General features: G+C 43.5%; 20 protein-coding genes. All 20 read left to right on the top strand.

The window, feature by feature from the left end:
• Positions 1–17 precede the first annotated feature (17 nt).
• The 20 genes from BM210_RS21890 to BM210_RS21790 all read left to right on the top strand — a co-directional run bounded on the left by BM210_RS21890 (position 18) and on the right by BM210_RS21790 (position 20,632).
• Positions 18–974, top strand: a complete 957-nt coding sequence (locus tag BM210_RS21890; protein WP_091173453.1) for a lysophospholipid acyltransferase family protein — start codon at positions 18–20, stop codon at positions 972–974.
• Positions 975–1,043: 69 nt separating this feature from the next.
• Complete coding sequence (locus BM210_RS21885; RefSeq protein ID WP_091173451.1) at positions 1,044–1,256, top strand: hypothetical protein; 213 nt, start codon at positions 1,044–1,046, stop codon at positions 1,254–1,256.
• 189 nt (positions 1,257–1,445) lie between these two features.
• The gene (locus BM210_RS21880) at positions 1,446–3,731 is read left to right on the top strand and encodes a DEAD/DEAH box helicase (RefSeq protein ID WP_091173450.1); all 2,286 of its coding nucleotides are present in this window, start codon (positions 1,446–1,448) and stop codon (positions 3,729–3,731) included.
• On the top strand, positions 3,728–5,158 hold the full coding sequence (locus tag BM210_RS21875) for a ribonuclease H-like domain-containing protein (RefSeq protein ID WP_091173448.1): 1,431 nt from the start codon (positions 3,728–3,730) through the stop codon (positions 5,156–5,158). The genes BM210_RS21880 and BM210_RS21875 overlap by 4 nt, the downstream gene beginning before the upstream one ends.
• A gap of 164 nt (positions 5,159–5,322) precedes the next feature.
• Entirely contained in the window at positions 5,323–5,706 is a 384-nt protein-coding gene (locus BM210_RS21870; RefSeq protein WP_256223909.1) for a cyclic-phosphate processing receiver domain-containing protein, read from the top strand.
• Positions 5,707–5,715: 9 nt separating this feature from the next.
• A complete protein-coding gene (locus tag BM210_RS21865; protein WP_091173446.1) occupies positions 5,716–6,492 on the top strand; it encodes an ABC transporter ATP-binding protein in 777 nt (258 codons plus the stop codon).
• On the top strand, positions 6,489–7,526 hold the full coding sequence (locus BM210_RS21860) for an SAM-dependent methyltransferase (protein ID WP_371263516.1): 1,038 nt from the start codon (positions 6,489–6,491) through the stop codon (positions 7,524–7,526). The genes BM210_RS21865 and BM210_RS21860 overlap by 4 nt, the downstream gene beginning before the upstream one ends.
• Before the next feature lie 64 nt (positions 7,527–7,590).
• On the top strand, positions 7,591–8,241 hold the full coding sequence (locus tag BM210_RS21855; protein WP_091173441.1) for a class I SAM-dependent methyltransferase: 651 nt from the start codon (positions 7,591–7,593) through the stop codon (positions 8,239–8,241).
• Positions 8,242–8,389: 148 nt separating this feature from the next.
• A complete protein-coding gene (gene coaD / locus BM210_RS21850; RefSeq protein ID WP_091173439.1) occupies positions 8,390–8,896 on the top strand; it encodes a pantetheine-phosphate adenylyltransferase in 507 nt (168 codons plus the stop codon).
• A gap of 185 nt (positions 8,897–9,081) precedes the next feature.
• Positions 9,082–9,486 (top strand): hypothetical protein, encoded by a 405-nt coding sequence (locus BM210_RS21845; RefSeq protein ID WP_091173437.1) that lies wholly within the window; start codon positions 9,082–9,084, stop codon positions 9,484–9,486.
• A 370-nt stretch (positions 9,487–9,856) separates the two neighbouring features.
• Positions 9,857–10,984: an AAA family ATPase gene (locus BM210_RS21835; RefSeq protein ID WP_256223918.1), complete on the top strand. Its 1,128-nt coding sequence runs from the start codon at positions 9,857–9,859 to the stop codon at positions 10,982–10,984.
• The gene (locus BM210_RS21830; RefSeq protein WP_091173430.1) at positions 10,971–12,194 is read left to right on the top strand and encodes a TadA family conjugal transfer-associated ATPase; all 1,224 of its coding nucleotides are present in this window, start codon (positions 10,971–10,973) and stop codon (positions 12,192–12,194) included. Before BM210_RS21835 ends, BM210_RS21830 begins: the two co-directional genes overlap by 14 nt.
• A gap of 174 nt (positions 12,195–12,368) precedes the next feature.
• Entirely contained in the window at positions 12,369–13,088 is a 720-nt protein-coding gene (locus tag BM210_RS21825) for a type II secretion system F family protein (RefSeq protein WP_091173594.1), read from the top strand.
• A 61-nt stretch (positions 13,089–13,149) separates the two neighbouring features.
• Positions 13,150–13,965 carry a type II secretion system F family protein gene (locus BM210_RS21820; RefSeq protein ID WP_256223907.1) on the top strand — a complete coding sequence of 272 codons (816 nt, stop codon included), beginning with the start codon at positions 13,150–13,152 and terminating at the stop codon, positions 13,963–13,965.
• 57 nt (positions 13,966–14,022) lie between these two features.
• Positions 14,023–14,259 carry a Flp1 family type IVb pilin gene (locus tag BM210_RS21815; RefSeq protein ID WP_371263515.1) on the top strand — a complete coding sequence of 79 codons (237 nt, stop codon included), beginning with the start codon at positions 14,023–14,025 and terminating at the stop codon, positions 14,257–14,259.
• Positions 14,260–14,285: 26 nt separating this feature from the next.
• On the top strand, positions 14,286–15,287 hold the full coding sequence (locus BM210_RS21810) for a hypothetical protein (RefSeq protein ID WP_091173428.1): 1,002 nt from the start codon (positions 14,286–14,288) through the stop codon (positions 15,285–15,287).
• Positions 15,288–15,301: 14 nt separating this feature from the next.
• A complete protein-coding gene (locus BM210_RS21805) occupies positions 15,302–17,584 on the top strand; it encodes a hypothetical protein (protein ID WP_256223905.1) in 2,283 nt (760 codons plus the stop codon).
• A gap of 154 nt (positions 17,585–17,738) precedes the next feature.
• Positions 17,739–18,410: a hypothetical protein gene (locus BM210_RS21800; protein WP_091173426.1), complete on the top strand. Its 672-nt coding sequence runs from the start codon at positions 17,739–17,741 to the stop codon at positions 18,408–18,410.
• Complete coding sequence (locus tag BM210_RS21795) at positions 18,410–18,922, top strand: A24 family peptidase (RefSeq protein WP_091173424.1); 513 nt, start codon at positions 18,410–18,412, stop codon at positions 18,920–18,922. Before BM210_RS21800 ends, BM210_RS21795 begins: the two co-directional genes overlap by 1 nt.
• Before the next feature lie 18 nt (positions 18,923–18,940).
• Complete coding sequence (locus BM210_RS21790; RefSeq protein WP_091173422.1) at positions 18,941–20,632, top strand: DUF6382 domain-containing protein; 1,692 nt, start codon at positions 18,941–18,943, stop codon at positions 20,630–20,632.
• Positions 20,633–20,635 lie beyond the last annotated feature (3 nt).

The raw sequence follows: 20,635 nt of genomic DNA, 5'->3' as shown, positions 1-20,635 counted from the left end.
AATGCGGGAGGCAATCTATGTATGAATGGATTGGTAAAATAACTGCAAATCCTTTAATAATACAAAGATTGGCAGCATGGAGCAGATGGGTACCCAAGCCTTGTATACTTATACTATGTGAATGCGCTGCGTTTATTTTACAGTATTCATTTTTCGGCAGGCAAATGCGTAAAAAGGTCGAGACCAACTTGCGCTTTTTGCTTAAGACTCGAAGCACCGAGGAGTTAACTCAAATACGTCATCGTTTTTTTAGAAATCTGATCATTATTCTGTATGAAATCGTTGTGGATTCTAAACGTCTTGACAGAAGTGATTTCTGGCGATTTCGAGCTGAAGGTGAGGATTATCTTAAGGAAGCACTACAGCTTGGAAGAGGCGCTATCGTTTACGCTCCACATGAAGGCAATTTCTTTTATTATTACTGGTACCTGAGTCAAACGTACAACTGTCTCACGATAGCGACTACCGATAGTCCTGAGCTGCGGCCGCTATATGAACAGTTTCAGCAGATGGGCTGTGAAGGATTGGATTACGATAGTACGCCGCCACTGTTGTTGCTTCGTAAGTTAAGAAAACATCTGAAGAGCAATGGAGTTGTGTTCATACTTGGGGATTTTTGGCGGCCTACCTTTCCAAAGTCTCAATTTTTTGGGCGAATGAGTCGTACACCTGAGGGTGCAGCATTATTGTCGATTGATCAACGAGTGCCGATCATTCCTTTTCATGGACGGAGAGATAGGGGATTCAATCATTGTCTCACGTTTGAGCGGCCCTTGCATTTATATGCCAGCTACCAGACTTCACAGCGGTCTGAAGCTACACGATTACTAAATGGTTATATGGAATCAGTCATACGTGAGCATCCGGATCAATGGTTTTACTGGTTTAATGCAGAAGAACGATTTGAAATCGATGTAAAAGAAGAAATAGAAAAGAACTTAGAGCTTGAGAATATACGTCTTGTTTCATCTTAAAATATGCATATTCTCTAAAATTTGGGTCATACTAGTTTAGGTGAAAAACTACTACAGGAGGGCTGCAGCATGGATTTTACAAGTCACGATATTGCAGTAATCGAACAAGCCTTGCATCTGGCCATGCGTATGGGAGGTAACGATTCAAAGACGCAGCAGTTTCGTGAAGTGTTAGTCAAGCTGCAAAGCAATTCGGCTGCGGCCTTCAACGGTACTTATCTGCAAAAGGTAGAACATGATGGATTGCGTTACGATTACGATGATTCTTCTGATATGCTGTAATTCTTTTTTGTATAAGGTTTGTTGAACTAGCTTTACTTCTGGCTCTGACGGAATGGTTTTCCGTTCAGGGCTTTTTATATGTTCGGAATATGAAAAATAAATATTGAAACAAATAATTGATATAAGAACGTACATTCGCTATAATATAAGCTACTACAATTCGGCTTTTGAATGAGGAGCTTGAATCCTATGAACCCATTAACCGGTAAGGTTGAATCCATAGATGAAATGATCGATTTAGTTAGAAACACCCCAGAACTGATGTCTCAGGTCACGCATTGGCATACGATTCCGCCACGTGATCCGATGTATGCTGCATTCCCGTCAGAGCTTCATCCAGTTTTATTAGCCGCGCTGAAGTCCAAAGGGATCGAGGGATTGTATACGCATCAAGAGCAATCGTTTCGTGAGGCGGCGGCAGGTCACCACGTGGTTACTGTCACCCCAACCGCATCCGGTAAAACCCTCTGCTATAATCTGCCGGTGCTACAGGAGATATTGAACAATGACAGCGCTCGTGCGCTTTATTTGTTTCCAACCAAAGCATTGGCCCAGGATCAGGTAGCAGAGCTTCAGGAAACCGTCAATCGAATGGGAGCGGATATCAAGACGCACACCTATGACGGGGATACACCTCCAACAGTTCGGCAGGCTATTCGCAATGCGGGACATATCGTTGTAACGAACCCCGATATGCTTCATTCCGCCATTCTTCCCCACCATACCAAATGGGTCAAGCTGTTCGAGAATATTAAATATATCGTCATTGATGAAATACATTCATATCGCGGTGTATTTGGCAGCCATGTAGCTAATGTGATTCGAAGGCTTAAACGAATTTGTCGATTCTATGGCTCCTCTCCACAATTTATATGTGCATCGGCAACCATTGATAATCCGCAGGAGCACGCTGAGCGTTTGATCGGCGAACCGGTTTCATTAGTTAATCGCAATGGAGCTCCGGCTGGTGAAAAACATTTTGTTTTTTATAATCCTCCTGTAGTAAACCAGCAGTTGGGTATTCGTAAGAGCAGCGTATTGGAAACTCGTAAAATTGCTGGAATGCTGCTGAAGCAAGGTGTACAAACGATCGTATTTGCACGAAGTCGTGTTCGAGTTGAGCTGCTGCTAACCTATCTACAGGATCTGATTAAGCACGAACTGGGTGAGAAGTCGATACGCGGCTATCGTGGAGGGTATTTGCCACAGCTTCGCAGGGAAATCGAACGTGGCTTGCGTAATGGTGAAATTCGTGGAGTCGTCAGTACGAATGCGCTGGAGCTGGGTATCGATATCGGACAGCTGCAGGCATGTGTGCTTAACGGATACCCTGGAACGATAGCCAGCACCTGGCAGCAATCCGGACGTGCGGGCAGGAGGCAGGAAAGCTCAATTACATTTCTTGTTGCGAGCAGCAATCCGCTTGATCAATATATGATCCAGAATCCGCAATACTTTTTTGAACGTCCACCTGAGCAGGCGCGAATTCATCCCGATAACTTGATCATACTGGTCGACCACGTTAAATGTGCGGCGTATGAGCTTCCTTTTGAAGAGGGTGAGCAGTTTGGCGGAGAATCCTTGAAGGATGTTTTGGAATTTCTGACAGAGGAGCACATACTCCATGTTGTTAAGAATCGATGGTATTGGATGGATCAATCATTTCCCGCCCACGATATTTCATTACGCTCTGCAGCCCAAGAAAACTTCGTGATTGTAGACATAACTCATGGTACGCGAGTTATAGGTGAGGTGGATCGGTTCAGTGCACCTACTATGATTCATGAAGAAGCTATATATATCCATGAGGGCATTCAGTTTCAGGTGGAAAAGCTTGATTATGAGGAAAAAAAGGCATTTGTACGCCAAGTTAATGTCGATTATTATACTGATGCAAGTATGGCCGTTCAATTAAAGGTGCTTCATGTACACCGTGAAGTAGAAGAACATGGACTGCAGCGTAATTATGGCGAAGTGACTCTAAATGCAAAGCCGACTATTTTCAAAAAAATCCGATTGCGGACTCACGAGAACATTGGTTCAGGTCCGATCCATTTACCCGAAGAGGAGCTGCATACCAGTTCCTATTGGTTTACTTTTTCGGAGGAAGCCTCGGCAAATACTACAGTTAATGATATGCAGTTTGCACTGCTTGGTCTATCTAATGTACTGGTGCATATCGCACCGCTCTATTTGATGTGTGATCCGCAGGACATTCGCGTTGTACCGCAGGTGCGCGCAATTCACAATAAGCTGCCAACGATATTTTTCTATGATCGTTATCCTGGAGGTGTTGGATTGAGTGAACGACTCTATGACGTCCATGGTGAATTAATCGCCGAATCAAAGAGATTGATTTCAAACTGTCCATGTTTAAGTGGATGTCCAGCTTGTGTCGGGCCCATTGAAGAGGTTGGGTTGTTGGGCAAGCAGCTTTCTCTCAGCTTACTGCGTCGACTGGAGGTAGCACCATGAGTATGCTTCGTGAAAGGCTGCTGCGCCACAAATCTACGGGAAACCAAGCGAAACCAGCACCTGTACCGGATGATTCGGAGCAGAGTGGGGAATGGTCTGTCATAGACGCTCATATGGAACACAACGAATGGGGCTCATTTGTGATGAGGCGACGGCGGTACGACCAACAGGCGGTGCATGGCCGTTACGTGCTGAGTGAATTAGCAAGTCAATCCGACAAACTGCTTCATCTGTTGGGAAATGAAGAGTCCACAGACGAGCTTGATGGTCTTACTCATGAAAAATTACTTTATCTCGATACAGAGACTACAGGTCTTGGCATAGGTGCGGGTAATGTGGCTTTTATGATCGGTATCGGCTTCTATGAGGAAGGGCAGTTTATCGTGGAGCAGATGTTTATTCGTGATCCAGGTGAAGAACTAGGTATGCTTCATCATCTACACGAGAAAATAGCCAAACATCCTTATTTGGTGACGTATAACGGTAAAACCTTTGATTGGCCGATCATTAAGAATCGTTATATTTTGAATCGGATGCAGCTGGAAAACCCGATTGCGGGACATTTTGACTTTTTGTATCCATCTCGCAGCCTATGGAAGCACACACTGCCCTCATGCCGATTGGGTAAGGTTGAGGAGGAGCGCCTTGGTGTTGTCCGCAAGGATGATGTTTCCGGTGCTCTCGCTCCTGTGCTGTATTTTCAGTATTTGGCGGAACGTAATGTCTCCATTGTCGAGGGCGTATTTATTCATAATGAACTCGATATTTTATCATTAGCAGGTCTATCCATACATTTTGCAAGGATATTGAGCGGAAAAAGCAATCTTATCGATATGGGACTTGAAGAGCTGTACAGGCTGGGTGTGTGGCTGGACAAGTTGGGCCAGCAATGGTTGGCAGATCAGGCATTGGAGTGTCTAGCAGAGCGGTTAATAGGCTCAGAGTCTGTGGCAGAGCAAGGAGCAGATGACTATCTACTACCGCTTGCCCAGGTATATAAGCAGAAACATCGCTACATAGCGGCACGTGAGATGTGGGAGTTGTATGTGGAGCGAAAGGGAGATCGGACGACCGCTTCATTAGACGCGTATGTTGAGTTGTCCATGCATTACGAGCATCGGGAGAAGCAATACGGTGTGGCTTTAACCTATGCTGAACAAGCACTTGATAAAGCGTGGCGGCAGCAGTCATTGAAGCGTTCCTATGGCATTGGAGGCGCTAGAACTGTTGGAAAACGCCAAGCAACCAAATCACTAGAAAATAAGCATGAGATTGGGATTGCGGATTTGGAAAAACGAATCCAAAGATTGCGACAAAAGTCTATGCGTGTCAACAATCAGTCAAGAGCTGTTAAGAAACCGAATGCTGCTCGTAGCAAAGGTCAATTAAAATCAAATCTTGGCATGTCTATGGATAACTTGATTTAATGTGGAAAAAAGCCTGTCAACTTGGCATATTTAAGATCATTTAATGGGAATATATAGATAATGGAGACGTGTGTTTTCATCATTTTCAGCTCGAAGCGTTACAAGGCTGCAAAAATATTATACAATGTTTGCATGAGGTAGTTTCGGAGGGGTACGGTCATGCCATGCTGCTCATTGAGAATCTATGGAGGGTGATTGCTATCATTCATGTTTTTTTGGACGACGTACGCTTGTGCCCTGTTGGTTTTGTAGCAGCCCATAATGCAGACGAATGTATATTACTGCTGCAGGAATGCGAGGTTGGCGTCTTGTCTCTTGACTTTGATCTGGGCTGGGGTCAGCCAACCGGACTGCAGGTAGCCAGTTTCCTAGCTTCTTCAAAGCGGTTTCCCAGTGAAATTTATTTGCATACATCCAGTTGGAGCGGTAAGGAAGCCATGTATCAGCTTTTATACCAGAGTAAACCGGATAACGTTAAGCTGGTGAACGGACCGATGCCTCACGATACGCTTCAAACCATTGCCAATACAGCAAAGAATAGGTTGTGATCTTGTAATATGCAGCACATTATATCATTAAGCAATGTACATTTTATCCGTGAAGAACGGGCGATTTTATCGAATATTGAGCTTCAGGTAAACACAGGTGAGCATTGGGTCGTTCTCGGGAAAAACGGATCGGGTAAAACAACGATTCTGGAGATGATTAACGGATACCAATTCCCGAGCAAAGGCCAGGTACAGGTTCTGGATCAGATTTATGGTCAATGTGATGTAAGAGAAGTACGCAAAAAAATCGGGTACATCAGTCAGTCCTTATATGAGAAGCTGAATCCGGCCGATCCCGTATGGGAAGTCATTGCTACCGGCGAGTATGCTTTTTTGCGTTTTTATCAGGAAATATCGCCCGAGGTACGTACCAAGGCACTGGGGATGCTGGATGAAATTCGCCTTTCACACTTGGCCGAGCAGCCACTTGGCACACTTTCTCAAGGGGAACGCAAAAAAGTGATGCTGGCACGGGCTTTAATGACCAGTCCCTCGATTTTAATTATGGACGAGCCTTGCTCGGGATTGGATTTGTTTGAGCGGGAACGGCTGCTGGAAACCGTTAATCGGTTAGGCAAGCAAAATATTACCGTATTGTACGTCACACATCATATCGAGGAAATTATGCCGATGTTCACACATGTTGCGTTGATTGATGATGGTAAGCTTGTGGCCTCAGGCAATAAGGAAGACGTATTGAATGAAGAGAATTTGTTGAAAGCTTTTCAGGTTCCGGTTACTCTGGAGTGGTTTCAAGGCCGTCCTTGGATAAAGGTGCTCGGATGATGAATGTGGATGAGCTGCAAAGCAGCACTTTTATCGGTACGGCCAATCGCGGCTATGGACAGCAGGCTCAGGAAGAAGTTTTGAGGTTATTCGGATCGCCTATCAAATTTACACATCTGGTTCCCAATGAAATCTTTCTTTTCCAGCTTCCTGTAAGTAAATCTGATGTTATTAACAAGCTAACAACGCAAGAGCCGATGTTTCTCCGTCATATTCAGCCTGTAGATGCGGAGCTTGTTTGGGATGGCGAGTTGGCATCACTGCTGACTTGGGTTACTGGTTCTATACAACTAAATGCAGAGAGCTTGATTGCGGTACAGGTTCGTAAAACCGAGGAGTTAACGACGGGTGTTTCTCAAGGTGAATATAAACAAGCGATTGATCATATATTGACCGAAACCTATGCGACAGTACCTGTTGCCAAGGGCTCAGAATTTATTGTTTCCCTCTATCTGGTTCCTGGGAGTGCTTATATCGGACTCTCCAAGCCGGAAGAAAACTTGTCTGACTGGTCTGGAGGAGCGATACGCTTTCGTAAAGAAGAAGGCCAGCTGTCTCGTGCTAAATTCAAGCTGCTGGAGGCTGAGCAGGTGTTTGGTCTCGATTTAACACAATACAAGACAGCACTGGATGTTGGTGCTGCTCCGGGTGGCTGGACTTCACTGCTGCTCGAACGGGGAATCAAGGTAACAGCAATCGATCCCGCCAAGCTGGATAAGGATTTGCTAAAAAACAAAAATCTGACCTTTCATCAAAAAAACGCTGCTGATGTGAAGCTGAAGGATGATTCCTTTGAATTGATCGTATGTGATATGAGCTGGAGTCCAAGACAAATGGGTAAGCTTATTAAAGGACTTTTGCCAGCACTTATTACAGGTGGAACGGCAATCATTACGGTTAAATTGATGCATAAAAAGGCTTTTCAAACGGTTCGGGAGCTTGTGGGTGATTTATCCCCGGATCTTACTGTACAAAAGGCCAAACAATTATTCCATAATCGTGAGGAGCTTACCTTGTTTTTCATCAAGTCATAGCAGCAGGCTTACAAGAAGCACATAAGCACGATTCGTGAAATTGATGAAGGAGGCCAGGCTCAGAATGACAAGAGAGTATGCAGGAAATGATGAGAAATCAAAATGGAGCTCTATTTATAATATAAAAGAAGAAGATAAGCCTCCAGTATATGACGATTGGCTTATAAAGCATACAAATTTACTTGAAGCCTCCAAAAACATAGCTGTTCTTGACCTCGGCTGTGGAATAGGGTGTGACAGTCTGTTTCTGTCCGAACGCGGCTTCGAAGTCATCTCCTGTGACTGGTCAGAGGAAGCTCTGCAGAAAGTGCGGCAGCATATTCCACTTGTGGAAACACTTCAGCTGAATCTGCTGGAGCCGCTGCCTTTTGCAGATCAAAGTGCGATAGTAATTATCGCTGATTTGAGTTTACACTACTTTTCATGGGAAGCGACACTAGCAATTACCAAAGAGCTGCAGCGTGTTTTGCATCCAGGTGGTTATTTACTTTGCAGAGTGAATTCTATCAAGGATGTGAACTTTGGAGCTGGAATTGGCCAGGAAATCGAGCCGGGGTACTATGAGCATGAAGGGCACAGGAAGAGATTTTTTGATAAGGATCGTCTTGAGCAGCTATTTGATCAATGGCAAATCACTTACATAGAAGAAGCTGTCCTGCATCGTTATGGTAAACCAAAGGCTCTATGGGAAATTGCCGTGAAAAATTTGAAATAAGTACCGAAGCCTGATCATAATGGGTAAAGCTTGAGCATTCGCGACTATTTCTGTATTTCATGAGATGAATGGAATAATAATACAATTATTGAGGCCCGTAGGATAAGCAGTGTTTAACAGACTTGTAGCTGCTAAGGAGTGAGTACTCATGAAAGCTGTATACGCAGGAAGCTTTGACCCTATTACCTTAGGACATGTATCAGTAATTGAACGTGCTTTTAACTTGTTTGACGAAGTACATATCATTATTGCTAATAATCGGGCCAAGTCCCATTATTTCACACTGCAGCAAAGAACAGAATTAGTAAGACTGTCGATTCCTGCGGAATATAGAACGCGCGCCCACATTGTTCCGTTTGAAGGCATCGTGGCCAATTATATCAATGAGCAGAAAATTGATGTCGTGATTCGGGGAATTCGTAATGCAACTGATTTGGATTACGAGCTCCAACTGGAGCAATTTGTTCGTAATTCGACGGAAGCAGATACGATTTATTTATCACCGTACTCACCTTATATGCAAACTAGCAGTTCTTTAGTTCGGATGTTTTTCCAATCCAATAAATATACGCTTGCCCTTAACTATATGACTCCTGATGCTTACGATCAAGCGATATGCTATATGCAGGAGACGAATCAGCCGCCTTTCAACTAGAACTCCTGGTTCGATAAATGGATATATGGTTTTCCATGCGAGAACAGGAATGGGGATGACTGCCAATAAATCCATTTTGCTTGTTCAAGGGATCCAGCCATCTTGCATTGCTTTTTGTTTGGATAACGTAAGCTTAAGCAGCAGTTTGTCATCATGCTTTTTAATTACGAATTCATGGAGAATGTATGCAACCATTATTTACTGCAGATATTGTAGATCCTCTGATCCAACGTATTGAAAATTACAATAGGCTGCTTAAACTCATAGACCTCAAATGCTTGGAGGAGGGCAGTTGTACACTTCCTCTTAAAGTAATGGCTAACTTTCTAGACGTGACCCACGCGGATATTAGTAAATGGATTAATAAACTGATCGACTTTGGGATTATTGAGCAGGTCGGTTCTAATCATGTTTATAAAAGAAAAAGCTCTGAGATAGATAACCCATCCTTAAACCGGTTAATAGATTTATTAAGATTGTTCAAGGATAGCCCAAATCTCAGCTTTTCTCTTCAAGCCAAAGCCCTCGATATCTCGATTACCGAATTGGAATATTTATTTGGAATGCTGATTCAAATTATTGAATCCTGATTTCTTTTAATGGGAGACTCATCTTTACAGATGAAATTTACAATATAATGGTTGAAAAATCCATTTATTGTGCTATAATCAACGTAAATATGAAAAACAAATGCGGAAGCACCGCTAAACAAGAAATTTTCTTGTTTAGCGGTGCTTTTTTTTCGTTCGTATTAGGGAAAGGAGGAGCGCACATTAACAATAACGTAAAGGCTGCCATTGTACTGGCCATTGTGGCGGTCATTCTTTTTGCCAGTGGAATCATGCAGGTAAAGGGGGAGATGTAGAAGCGCTAATTGCAACAAGAAATCTTTGTAAAAAATGAATCGCGGTTCATATTGGAATGACAATAACGGAGGAGGGTTACATCGGTTTGGTGAAAATGAGACTTGTTTTGTTGGAGGAAGATCGTTATTTCGTTGATATGTGTTCTTCCTATATTCGAACCTCTGAGCATGCAGAAAAGTTCATGTTCACGACGTTTTCAAACAAAGAACAAGGCTTTGATTATATTGAGCGGTCCAAAGAACCGTATATTTTACTTGTGCATGAAAGCTTTATGCCGCTCCCGGAAAGAGTTTTTCAGCAGCAGCACGGTTGTTTGATCATTCTAAGCGATACTTCTGTGGCAGCCGACGTGATGGAATATCCAGTCTTGTGCAAGTACCAGCCGCTGAATCAGTTTTTTTCACACATTATTTCTCATTTTAATGAGTATACAACGAGCCCAAGACTAAGAGGTGATCATTCAGCAGAGGTTATTTCAGTATACTCCGCAGTGGGTGGCAGCGGTAAAACGGTGACTGCGGCTCATCTGGCGCGAGAGCTAGTTTATCAGGGGAAACGTATTTTTTATTTGAACCTGGAGCAGATGCCGTCCTACTCATGGCTTGAGAGCGGGTTAAAGCAGACAGAAAATAATTTCTCGCGCATTTTGTATTATGGGAAAATCGGTGAACACTTGCAGACAGCAAAGGTAGAGCTTTATAAGAGGCAGCACCCGGTTATGGGTTTTGATTATTTTCCTGGTGTGTGCGAGCCAGCAGAAATGGAGGAAATCTCGGAAAAGGATACACAATCATTGATACGTTCGGTGCTTGCAACGGGGGCTTATGATTATATCATTCTCGATTTAGATTCAGCGCTTCAACACAGAACTAAAGCTGCGCTTCGGATCAGTGATCAGGTTGTATGGTTAGTGCTGGATGATCGTGTTCATTGGGAGAAGACACAAGCATTAATGAATCAGCTGCTTTCAAGCCATGATGATTATGAGGTGGATTGGGGACGTAAGCTTTATGTAGTTGTGAATAAATTTAATGGAAATTTATTGAATGAACGCTCAATTCTGCCTGTTGCGATCTCAGGATATTTACCTTACATACCGGAATGGAAATCATATGCAGGTGTTGAAATCTTGCAGGTAAGAGGGGTTTTCAGTGAAGGGCTGTCAAAGCTTTCATTACTATCCCCATTCCAGGCGGAGGCGCATACGTATGCTGTCGGATGAAGATTTTACTGGGTTAAAGCAAGCAATCAAAGAGAAACTCGATTTATCTTTCTCCGTCACAGACCAGCAGCTGATGGATATGGTGGAGCAGGAGGTATTCGCACGATCCTTTGACCGCTATCAGACCGCAGGGCAAAAGCATGCTCTCGTACTGAGACTGTTTAACTCCTTTCGAGGTTTAGATGTTCTGCAGCCCTTAGTTGATAACCCGGCGGTCACTGAAATTATGATAAATCGTCATGATCAAATTTTTATCGAGCAGGAGGGTCGTGTCCGATTAACGGAAGTGAAATTCGAAAGCAAGGAGAAGCTGGAGGATGTTATCCAGGCGATTGTTGCCAAGGTGAACCGTGCGGTCAATGAGGCTAATCCGATAGTAGACGCAAGGCTGCTGGACGGCTCCCGTGTGAATGTTGTCCTTTCACCTATTGCACTTGAGGGACCTGCCATGACGATTCGTAAATTCCCGGAATCCCCATTGACGCTGGACAATTTAATAGCTAAGGGGGCATTGACCCAAGAAGCTGCTGATTTTCTGACAAATTTGGTGAAGGCCAAATATAATCTGTTCATTGGAGGCGGTACAGGCTCTGGAAAAACAACCTTTCTGAATGCTTTGTCGCAATATATTCCCGAGGATGAAAGGATTATTACTATTGAGGATTCAGCCGAGCTGCAAATCAGAACGGTACCAAATCTGGTGCGCATGGAGACTCGAAATGCCAATACGGAAGGTAAAGGCGAGATCACGATCCGTGACTTGATCCGTTCCTCGTTGCGGATGAGACCGAATCGAATTATTGTCGGTGAAGTGCGCGGCGCAGAGGCGTTAGATATGCTATCAGCCATGAACACCGGGCATGATGGGTCACTCTCCACTGGCCATGCTAATTCAAGTACGGATATGCTGAGCCGACTAGAAACGATGGTGTTGAGCGGCGCAGCACTGCCGGTTGAGGTTGTTCGCAAACAAATTTGCTCAGCTATTGATATCATGATTCACCTCCATCGGCTTCGGGACCGTTCGCGCAGAGTGACCGAGATCAGTGAAATCATCGGTATGGAGGGAGGCGAGGTAAAGTTAAATCGGTTGTTCGAATTTGTTGAAAGGGGAGATGACCAAGAAGGACGAGTGATCGGTGAGCTACAACCGACCGGGAATGTGCTGACCAAACAAGATAAGCTAGCAATGTCGGGTTACGCTTTATAAGGTGTACCGGTACGACAAAGGAAAGGAGGCCATGGCCTGTATATTATTGTGATAGCAGTACTGCTGGGTGGAGGGTTGTGGATCTTTTTTTCTTCCAAACGCTCGAATGAATCTAAAAGTGAATCTAAAAGGATAACAAAGGGTCCTCAACTGCTCCAGTACAATGTGTACGAGATGACTTTAACAGAAACGATCGTTACCGTGGTTATAGCAATGGGGATTTTGGGTGGGATTGGTTACGTATTTTATCAGAATGTGCTTGCTGCAATACTCATCTCATTAGCCGGACTTTACTATCCCAAAATCCGCAGAAAAGATCTTACACGTAAACGCAAGGCGTTGCTTCAATTGCAATTCAAGCAAGCATTGGCTTCGTTGTCATCGGCATTGGGGGCTGGCAAATCGGTTGAGAATGCATTTCAGGAAACACTGGTTGATTTAAGATTATTGTATCCGGATCCGCGGGCACTTATTGTGAAGGAGCTGGAAACGATTAATCGGCGCATTGAAAATGGGGAAACGATTGAAATGGCACTTAAGGATTTGAGTGAGCGAACACAGATCGATGATATCCAGCAGTTTACGGAAGTATTTGCAACCTGCAAGCGAACGGGCGGCAATCTGGTTCATGTAATCCGTCGTACCGCCTCCATTATCCAGGAAAAGTTGGATATTCAGCAGGAAATTTCGGTCATGATGGCACAAAAGCGTTTTGAATCGAGAGTTCTTGCTTTTGCACCTGTTATCGTAATTGCGGTGCTTAGCTTCAGTTCCCCTGACTATATGGAACCTATTTACAAAGGGATAACGGGATATTTGATTATGACCGCAGCTTTACTAATATTACTTGGATGTTTTGGGATTACAAAAATGATTATGAATATTAAGGTGTGATGATCACTTGTACATGCTGGCACTACTGTGTGTGGAGCTTGTGATAGCTGGAGTCCTTCTAATGCTGGCAACCCCAGTATATAAAGGTTTCGTCAAAGACAACCAGATGTATCTAAAGCCTTCAGTTGCTGCGCCCGTATCGTTGTGGCTAATGGATAAGCTCAGGATTGCCGATCGTCTGCCTGAAAGTATTTCGAGGATACATCATATCATGTTTGGCTTGTACGGAAGCAAGACCGCCATGATTCGCACCAAATGCTTTATTGCAGGAGTCTTTACGTATTCGATTTTGATCGTCATAGGAAGTACTTTTCTTGGATGGGCTTCGGATGTCGGTGCGGAAATGCTTGGTTATGGAGGAGGACTTGTTATCTTTTTACCGTTTCTCCTGTACAAAAATTTGGCAAGTCAGCTTCTCAAGAAAAAAAGACAAATGCTGCTTGATCTGCCGGAAATGGTGAATCAAATTGTGCTGCTCGTCAATGCAGGAGAAACCGTTCAGAAAGCATTATTGCGCTGTATCGAACGAAATCCGAATGTACAACAAAGCCCTTTATTATCCGAGCTGGCAATCGCCGCTTATGAAATCGGGATGAACGCCTCTTTTACCAAATCGATGGAGGATTTCAACAAACGCTGCGGGATACAGGAGGTATCCTTATTCACGACCACACTGCTGCTCAATTACAAAAGAGGTGGAGATGAGCTGGTCATGTCGCTGAAGGAGCTATCTTTTACACTATGGGAAAAACGAAAAGCAATAGCCAAAACGTTGGGAGAAGAAGCGTCCTCCAAAATGGTATTTCCGATGGTGTTTATATTTATGGTCGTCATGATCGTGGTAGCGGCACCGGCAATTTTGATGATGGACCAATAATGGTAAACAATTTACGTATGTGATGAACTGACTACAATGAGGATGGAGCGTGTAAGTATGATGAATATAAGTATAATCAATAAAGGTATTCAGAAATTGTGGAGCGATGAGGAAGGATTAGGTACACTTGAAATTTTGTTAATTGTTGCGGTGCTGGTTATTGTTGCCATTGCGTTTCGTAAGTGGATTATTAAATGGATCGAAGAGCTTTTTACGTCGACAAATGATTCGTTTAAAGGCGAGGGTACGATGACGGATACTCTTAAAAAAGATGCAGGTAAGGTGAATCCCTGAGAACAAGTAATAGCAATCCTAATCCCATGAACAAGTCGGCATATACCAGACTGCTCCACGAAACCCACGGAACGTTTACCATTGAGGCCAGCTTTGTGATGCCCCTTATTCTGATCAGCACCTTGTCGCTCTTATTCTTGGCACTATTCGTTTTTCAATCATCATCCGCACAGCAATCTGCAGGGATTGCGGCTGACCGTGCTGCTTTTGTTTGGGATAACAGCACGAAAAATACGGTCACGGGTGCCTATAATGTTGGTGAGGATGATGGATTGTATTGGCGGCTGCATAGTGACAGCATTTCGGATCTATTTGCGTTTCTGATTCCCAATGCTGCTTCTCAAATAACTTTGCCTACTGCAGTCACTAATGGAGATCGAGGTCCTGAGGGAAAGCTGCGTCGTGTGGGTGCTGCAATCTCCAAGGAATGGAAGGGGACGATACAGTACCGGAATAGCGGCATATTTAGAGAAGTATCCATATATTTGAATAAACCGTTCCATACACCTAAGTATGCAGAAAAGCTGCTTTTTCATGATGTGGAATCTTCTGCACAAGCTCAAGTGGTTGATCCCGTAGAATCTATTCGTATTATTGATCTGACTCGAACGTTTATCAGTGAAGTAAAGGGACGATTGTCGCCGCGTGCTGCAGTTGAAACTTTTACGGAGCCAACCTCAGTTCCTGAGCAGAGGGTTGTCATTGATAGCCATGCGAGTGCAGTTAAGTATTTACAAACGCTTGTAAACGGCAAAGCCATAACTGTCAAGGTGAATGCTGCAACAGAGCGCCACTTAGATGCCTTGGATGCCAATCAGGTTGCACATCAAGCCTTTTATACCTTTACTGAAAGTCAACTGCGACAAGTACAAATGCCTAAGGATGCAGAGCTTCTGCAAGAAGGTACTCAAATCAAAGGCGTCGTCTGGCATTTCTTTAAGCAATCTAACAGAGATACGGTAATTTTATCTGCGGGCTTTCGACAAGAGCTTCAGCGTAAAGGCATCGTAATTGTGATCCATGAGTAACGGGAGGGATGCGTTTGAACCGGCTGCGGAGGCTGATAAAGGAACAGCAAGGTGCAGTCTCCTTGTATTTAATATTGATTCTTGTACCTATCTTTTTATTTTGTGCACTGCTGATTGATTTCTCGCGTATTAAGGTTGCCGAGAAGGAAGCTGAAAATGCGGTCAAAACAGGAGTTCGATCTGTACTATCTGCCTTCTCCCCACAGCTGCACAATTACGGATTATTTGCTCTCGATCAGGAACTGGAAAAGACTGAAGCCTTATTTCTAAAAACAGTGGACGGCAATCTCTCCGGTTCTATTCAGGCAGCTCATTTCCAATTTATTGACCATCGTTTGGAAAAAGATGATTCAAGTATGACTTCGATGTATACATTAGCCAATCATAAAATATTTAAGAAACAAGTTTTGGAAGATATGAAATATCGGGCTCCAATGATTTATTCCTTGGAATTAATAGATAAATTTAAAAAGACAGGCCTTTCAACAACAATGTCTCAAGCACAGAAATTTTCTAAAAATGCAATTTCCATTGAAAAATGGATTGAGAATCGTGATGACAAGCTGGACGATGCGTGGGATGAATGGGAAACCATGTATAAAAAGGCGCAAACTATGCATCCGTTTTATAAAACTCAACTATCAGATTTAAACAAATTAAGTGAAAAGGTGGGCATTCATAACGTAGATGAGGTCAGGCAGTCTCTGACTGAAGCAAAGGATCATTTGAAGAATTTGGAGGAGCAAATCAAAAGTATTGATAAAAGCATTGATTCATTGGCGAAGGCCGGTGCAGGAGCTGCTGATTCGATTCGTGGCCTTTCTGAAAGCAGAAATAAGCTGAATGAGCAGTTGAACGAGATATTTAAAAAAGTAAGCGACTTGGAGCAGCTGCTGGAGGATACGATTAAATATGCCAGCTTACTTACCATACTTAAGCTTCGATCGACAACAGATTTAAATGCTTTAAAAAGCTCTCTCGAAAAGTTCGAAACGGCGCTTAATTTGGCCAAAACCGCTAATGATAAATTAAACGCAGAGCTGAGCACAATAGAATCCGGTTCTAGCGGTACGTCTGATTTTCCTGCAAATCAGGTATTTCAAAATATATATAAGATCAGCAGGCAGGAATTGGATGATTATGGAGCTCAAGCAGCATCTAGTGTGGCTCTATTTTCGGGTCTACAGGCACAGCTAGGCAGTATCTGGCTGTTTGATGCACAAAACTATCAGAATGCGGTTAGAGCGAATGAATCATTTTGGCAGCAGGCGAATGATTTGTTTACCAAGCAAAGTCCAAAGGAAATGGCTCGGAATAAGAATAAGGACAGTGTAAAGACTTCGAAAAAGGAACAAAGGAAAAAGGCCCAACCTTATCTTGATCAGATTATGAAGGCAATGGGCAGCTGCAGTCTGATTGAAACTACGGACCCTTATAAAGCAAGTTATATTAGGCTTCAAGGAGATCCTTCTAAGGGTACAGTTGGTTATTATCAGGGTTACATGATGACTAACGAACAAGCCAATATCGCTCAACCTGTTCCTAACCTGGATTTCAAGGATGCCGATAAAGCGAATGACAGTGCGATGAGTTTAATTACTTCATTTGAATCCATACTGACCGATGTACGGGATGAGTTTTATATGGATGAATATGCACTGAGCAAATTCAATTACCGTACGTTGGGGCTGGAAAAAGATGTGAGTGGTTCCATTAAGGTGTCCAGAGAAGCGTCACAGCCCGACCGCCACCCATTGACGAATCAAGAGGTTGAATATTTGTTGTATGGAGGTAATTCCTGCTTGAGTAATTACTCAATGGCCTATGGCGAAATGTTCGCATTTCGTTTGGCAGTAGGTACTGCAGAAGCCTTAATGGAGCCGCATATTCAAGCGATGAACGCGGGTTCTCCCTTGCTGATGCTGCTGGCAGCAGTAGCCGAAGGTGCCATTAAAGCACAACTGGATATGGTCAAGCTGGTACAGGGAGATGCCGTCCCACTGGCTAAAAAGCTAGGTAGTCTCGTTACATTAACGTATAAAGATTATTTACGAATTTTTCTTCTTTTGCATAGCAGAGATAAGGTGCTGATGTCCCGCATGCAGGGCTTGATCCAATTAAACACGGGGAAGGACCTGCAGTTAAGTACAACGTATGTGTCAGGTACCGCAGCTACCTCGATAAGGCTGTGGTTTTTACCGGGAATCATGAAATTGCTCGGATCTGCTGAATTATTTCCTTGTGAGGTCACCTTGAATCGATGTCAATTGATCAAAACGGGTGCAATGTCTTATTAGTCAGACGTCTTAAGCTTTCACGGCAAGTTTATTGGAAGTTGAGATTCGCTTTTGTAATTTTCTGCGAAAATGAATGAGCTTACAGAGTAAGTTCCAAGAAAACGGAGTATAGATTTCGAAGTGAGTTTTCTACGAAAAATTTGGGAGGTGAAAAGTGAAGTTCCTTGATAAGCAAGATGGTGGTATCGTATTGGAGGCTTCGCTCGTTTTGCCACTATTTTTATCTTTTATTTTATTGTTAATTGCATTTATCCAGGTTTCATTAGCAGAAATGGCTTTACAATCCGCAGTATCCGATACGACGAAGGTGGTCGCAACCAATATGTATTCGATTGATCTGCTCTATCAGGAAACTAAATCCAAGTGGGACCAAAGCTCGGCCAAGGGACTGATGGATACAACGTTGGATAAAATCGATATGGTCAAGTCAAAGGCTGTACAAGGGGAGGAATTTGTTGATGAATACGAGAGATGGATTCCAGAGCCAGTCATCAAGCTGATGCAATGGGAAAAAAATCAGAGGGAGCAGCTTGAAGCTATGAGTCAATCCGGGACTGAGGAGGCTAAGCAGCAAATCGAGGCCATATACAAACCAATGCTGAACAGCGCAGTCACACCACTGGTCGTTACGTATGCCAACAAATCCCGTTTGAAGCCGGAACGCCTGCAAGTGACGAAAGTCATTATGCCCGATCTGAACAACAAAGAGGAAGCGTTTATCGGAATTGAGGCCCAGTATGAGGTTCCTTTGACGGTTCCTTTTTTTAGAAAAGCAATTGTGATTCGTAAACATGCCTATGAGCATGCTTGGGTAGGGGGAAGCTGATGGGGATGATGCTATTGACAGGCATGCTGCTCACAGCCGCGTTCATTACTGACATAACCCAAAGAAAGATTCCTAATCTGCTATGCGCTGCAGGATTTATAGCGGGAATCGGTTATCATGCTTTGATTTCAGGTGGAGCGGGTATTGGCTATGCACTACTGGGTGCATTATTTGGATTTGCGCCTCTGCTTCTGCTTTATATGATCAGGGCAGTTGGAGCAGGGGATGTGAAGCTTTTTGCTGCGATTGGAGCCTTGAGCGGTGGAGAATTTGTACTGCAAAGCTTGATGTATTCATTAATTTATGCAGCATTGATCGGATGTCTGATTTTGTTCTGGCGACGTGAGTGGAAGGCTCGCGGGGGACCTATCTATACAATGTTGATGGGGATCATGATTTGGAAGCGGCTTAAACCGCTGGATACCTATCGTAAATCAGCCCATCATCTTCGATTTCCGTTTATGTGGGCTGTCATGCCTGCTACTGCAACAGTATTTTGGCAAATTAGCTAGGAAAGGAGTTCAACAACTTTGAATGCGCTGTTATATGGTTTAAAGGTCGATTTTGCAACTCGTAATGGGCATTATATGGTGCTGTCTGCTGATGACGGACTGAACAGGAACCAGCTTTCAAGCTTTCAAGTGAACATGCTGCTTGCTAACAAAGTCCCGCATTTACTTGATCTTCAAGTTGAGGAGCATGATCAACAGATTAAGCTATATTACAATATTACAGGCAAAAAAATGCTTACTCAATGGCTGCGAATGGGAAATATAAACATTAAACAATTTTTTTCTTTGTTATTTGCAATTGTGGATATCGTCGGAGAGAGTAATATTTACATGCTTCAGGAAGGCAGATATGTGCTTAAAGAGGATTACATCTATTGTGGGGAAGATCTAACTGATGTTCACTTAACCTATATTCCGAAGGACACGTTAACTGAAAAAAACACCTTGTCTGTTGACCTACAGCATTTGGCCTCACGCTTAATTCATAAAGTATCCGAGCTTTCGGGGAGTGGCTATCAGGAAATCATGAATTACCTGATGGAAGAATCATTTAACATACCGGTTTTTAAACAGCTGCTGCTCAAGCATAGAAATCGACTTGGACAAACCTCCATACCTCATGACCAATCGTCTGGTTCGCAGCAAAGGGAGGTTGTCCCTTCTCAGCAAACATTTACTTCTACGGTTTCGAAATCCTTGAATGCTTCTTTGAGCGGTGCTAGCTCGTCAGCTGCACATTCAGTCAAATCATCGCCCTCTGTCCCATTAATTGTGCCACCGATTCAAGCAGCAATACCGACTGCGGCGGCAGCTGCTGAGACAAAAGCCGCGTCACCTGTGCATACACCACCGGCTTTTTCACCATCCTGGTTTGAAGAGGATGACAAGCAGGAGAAAGCTGAAAAGAAGAATAAATTTCGATTTCCTGCTCTGCTGAGCGGAGTCCTTGCTTTTTGTTTAATCTGGAAGCTGTATCTGGATCATGCAACTGAAGGCTGGTTATATGTATGCGGTGGCTTGTCTCTGCTTGTTATCGATCTCGTTTTTATTATACTGAAAATCTGGAAGCCGGGAGTGAAAACGGTCGAACCTGCATCATGGGATTCGGTTCATAAGGAGCTTTTCCAAGAACGTCAGCAGCTTCAGGGTTCCTCAGTCTTACAGCCTTTCTATACTCCAAAAACTGTGGACTCATCACACAAGAACAGTGCAAGTCAAACAATTGCAGAAGCGGATGGATTATTCAAGTCACGATTGGAATCAAGACTCGAAGGCTTGAAGGAGACAGACGTTTCCAAGGAAACCGATTCCTATTATAAAAATCTTGAACAGCACACGACTCTTCTATCATCTCAGGATGCGACCGTCTTTTTAAGTGTTTCCTCCTTGCAGCTTGGTGTGAAGACAGCTCGACCTTATTTTGAATGGAACTCAAATGGGTTAAGTAAAGTGATCTGGCTCGAGAAATTCCCTTTTTTGCTGGGCAGGTCAGGCTCAGGAGTTGATTTTGAAATTGAGGAGCCTGGCGTATCTAGGCTGCACACGGAATTAACGTCGGAAAATGGACAATATATGCTGAAAGATTTAGGATCTCGAAATGGAACCTTCAAAAATGGTGAAATTTTAGTGCCTTACCGGATGTATTCTCTGATGGAAGGTGATATAGTTAGAGTAATAAGCACTGAATTTGTATTTAAAATGGGGTCGTAAGGG

The organism is Paenibacillus sp. 1_12 (assembly GCF_900114475.1).
In the GTDB taxonomy this organism is placed as follows: domain Bacteria; phylum Bacillota; class Bacilli; order Paenibacillales; family NBRC-103111; genus Paenibacillus_S.
This window is presented reverse-complemented; position numbering and strand designations above follow the sequence as displayed.

What these genes read in the sequence shown, in the direction of transcription:
- BM210_RS21890 (WP_091173453.1), top strand. Translation starts at nt 18, where the DNA reads ATGTATGAATGGATTGGTAAAATAACTGCAAATCCTTTAATAATACAA.
- BM210_RS21885 (WP_091173451.1), top strand. Translation starts at nt 1,044, where the DNA reads ATGGATTTTACAAGTCACGATATTGCAGTAATCGAACAAGCCTTGCAT.
- BM210_RS21880 (WP_091173450.1), top strand. Translation starts at nt 1,446, where the DNA reads ATGAACCCATTAACCGGTAAGGTTGAATCCATAGATGAAATGATCGAT.
- BM210_RS21875 (WP_091173448.1), top strand. Translation starts at nt 3,728, where the DNA reads ATGAGTATGCTTCGTGAAAGGCTGCTGCGCCACAAATCTACGGGAAAC.
- BM210_RS21870 (WP_256223909.1), top strand. Translation starts at nt 5,323, where the DNA reads ATGCTGCTCATTGAGAATCTATGGAGGGTGATTGCTATCATTCATGTT.
- BM210_RS21865 (WP_091173446.1), top strand. Translation starts at nt 5,716, where the DNA reads ATGCAGCACATTATATCATTAAGCAATGTACATTTTATCCGTGAAGAA.
- BM210_RS21860 (WP_371263516.1), top strand. Translation starts at nt 6,489, where the DNA reads ATGATGAATGTGGATGAGCTGCAAAGCAGCACTTTTATCGGTACGGCC.
- BM210_RS21855 (WP_091173441.1), top strand. Translation starts at nt 7,591, where the DNA reads ATGACAAGAGAGTATGCAGGAAATGATGAGAAATCAAAATGGAGCTCT.
- coaD (WP_091173439.1), top strand. Translation starts at nt 8,390, where the DNA reads ATGAAAGCTGTATACGCAGGAAGCTTTGACCCTATTACCTTAGGACAT.
- BM210_RS21845 (WP_091173437.1), top strand. Translation starts at nt 9,082, where the DNA reads ATGCAACCATTATTTACTGCAGATATTGTAGATCCTCTGATCCAACGT.
- BM210_RS21835 (WP_256223918.1), top strand. Translation starts at nt 9,857, where the DNA reads ATGAGACTTGTTTTGTTGGAGGAAGATCGTTATTTCGTTGATATGTGT.
- BM210_RS21830 (WP_091173430.1), top strand. Translation starts at nt 10,971, where the DNA reads ATGCTGTCGGATGAAGATTTTACTGGGTTAAAGCAAGCAATCAAAGAG.
- BM210_RS21825 (WP_091173594.1), top strand. Translation starts at nt 12,369, where the DNA reads ATGACTTTAACAGAAACGATCGTTACCGTGGTTATAGCAATGGGGATT.
- BM210_RS21820 (WP_256223907.1), top strand. Translation starts at nt 13,150, where the DNA reads ATGCTGGCAACCCCAGTATATAAAGGTTTCGTCAAAGACAACCAGATG.
- BM210_RS21815 (WP_371263515.1), top strand. Translation starts at nt 14,023, where the DNA reads ATGATGAATATAAGTATAATCAATAAAGGTATTCAGAAATTGTGGAGC.
- BM210_RS21810 (WP_091173428.1), top strand. Translation starts at nt 14,286, where the DNA reads ATGAACAAGTCGGCATATACCAGACTGCTCCACGAAACCCACGGAACG.
- BM210_RS21795 (WP_091173424.1), top strand. Translation starts at nt 18,410, where the DNA reads ATGGGGATGATGCTATTGACAGGCATGCTGCTCACAGCCGCGTTCATT.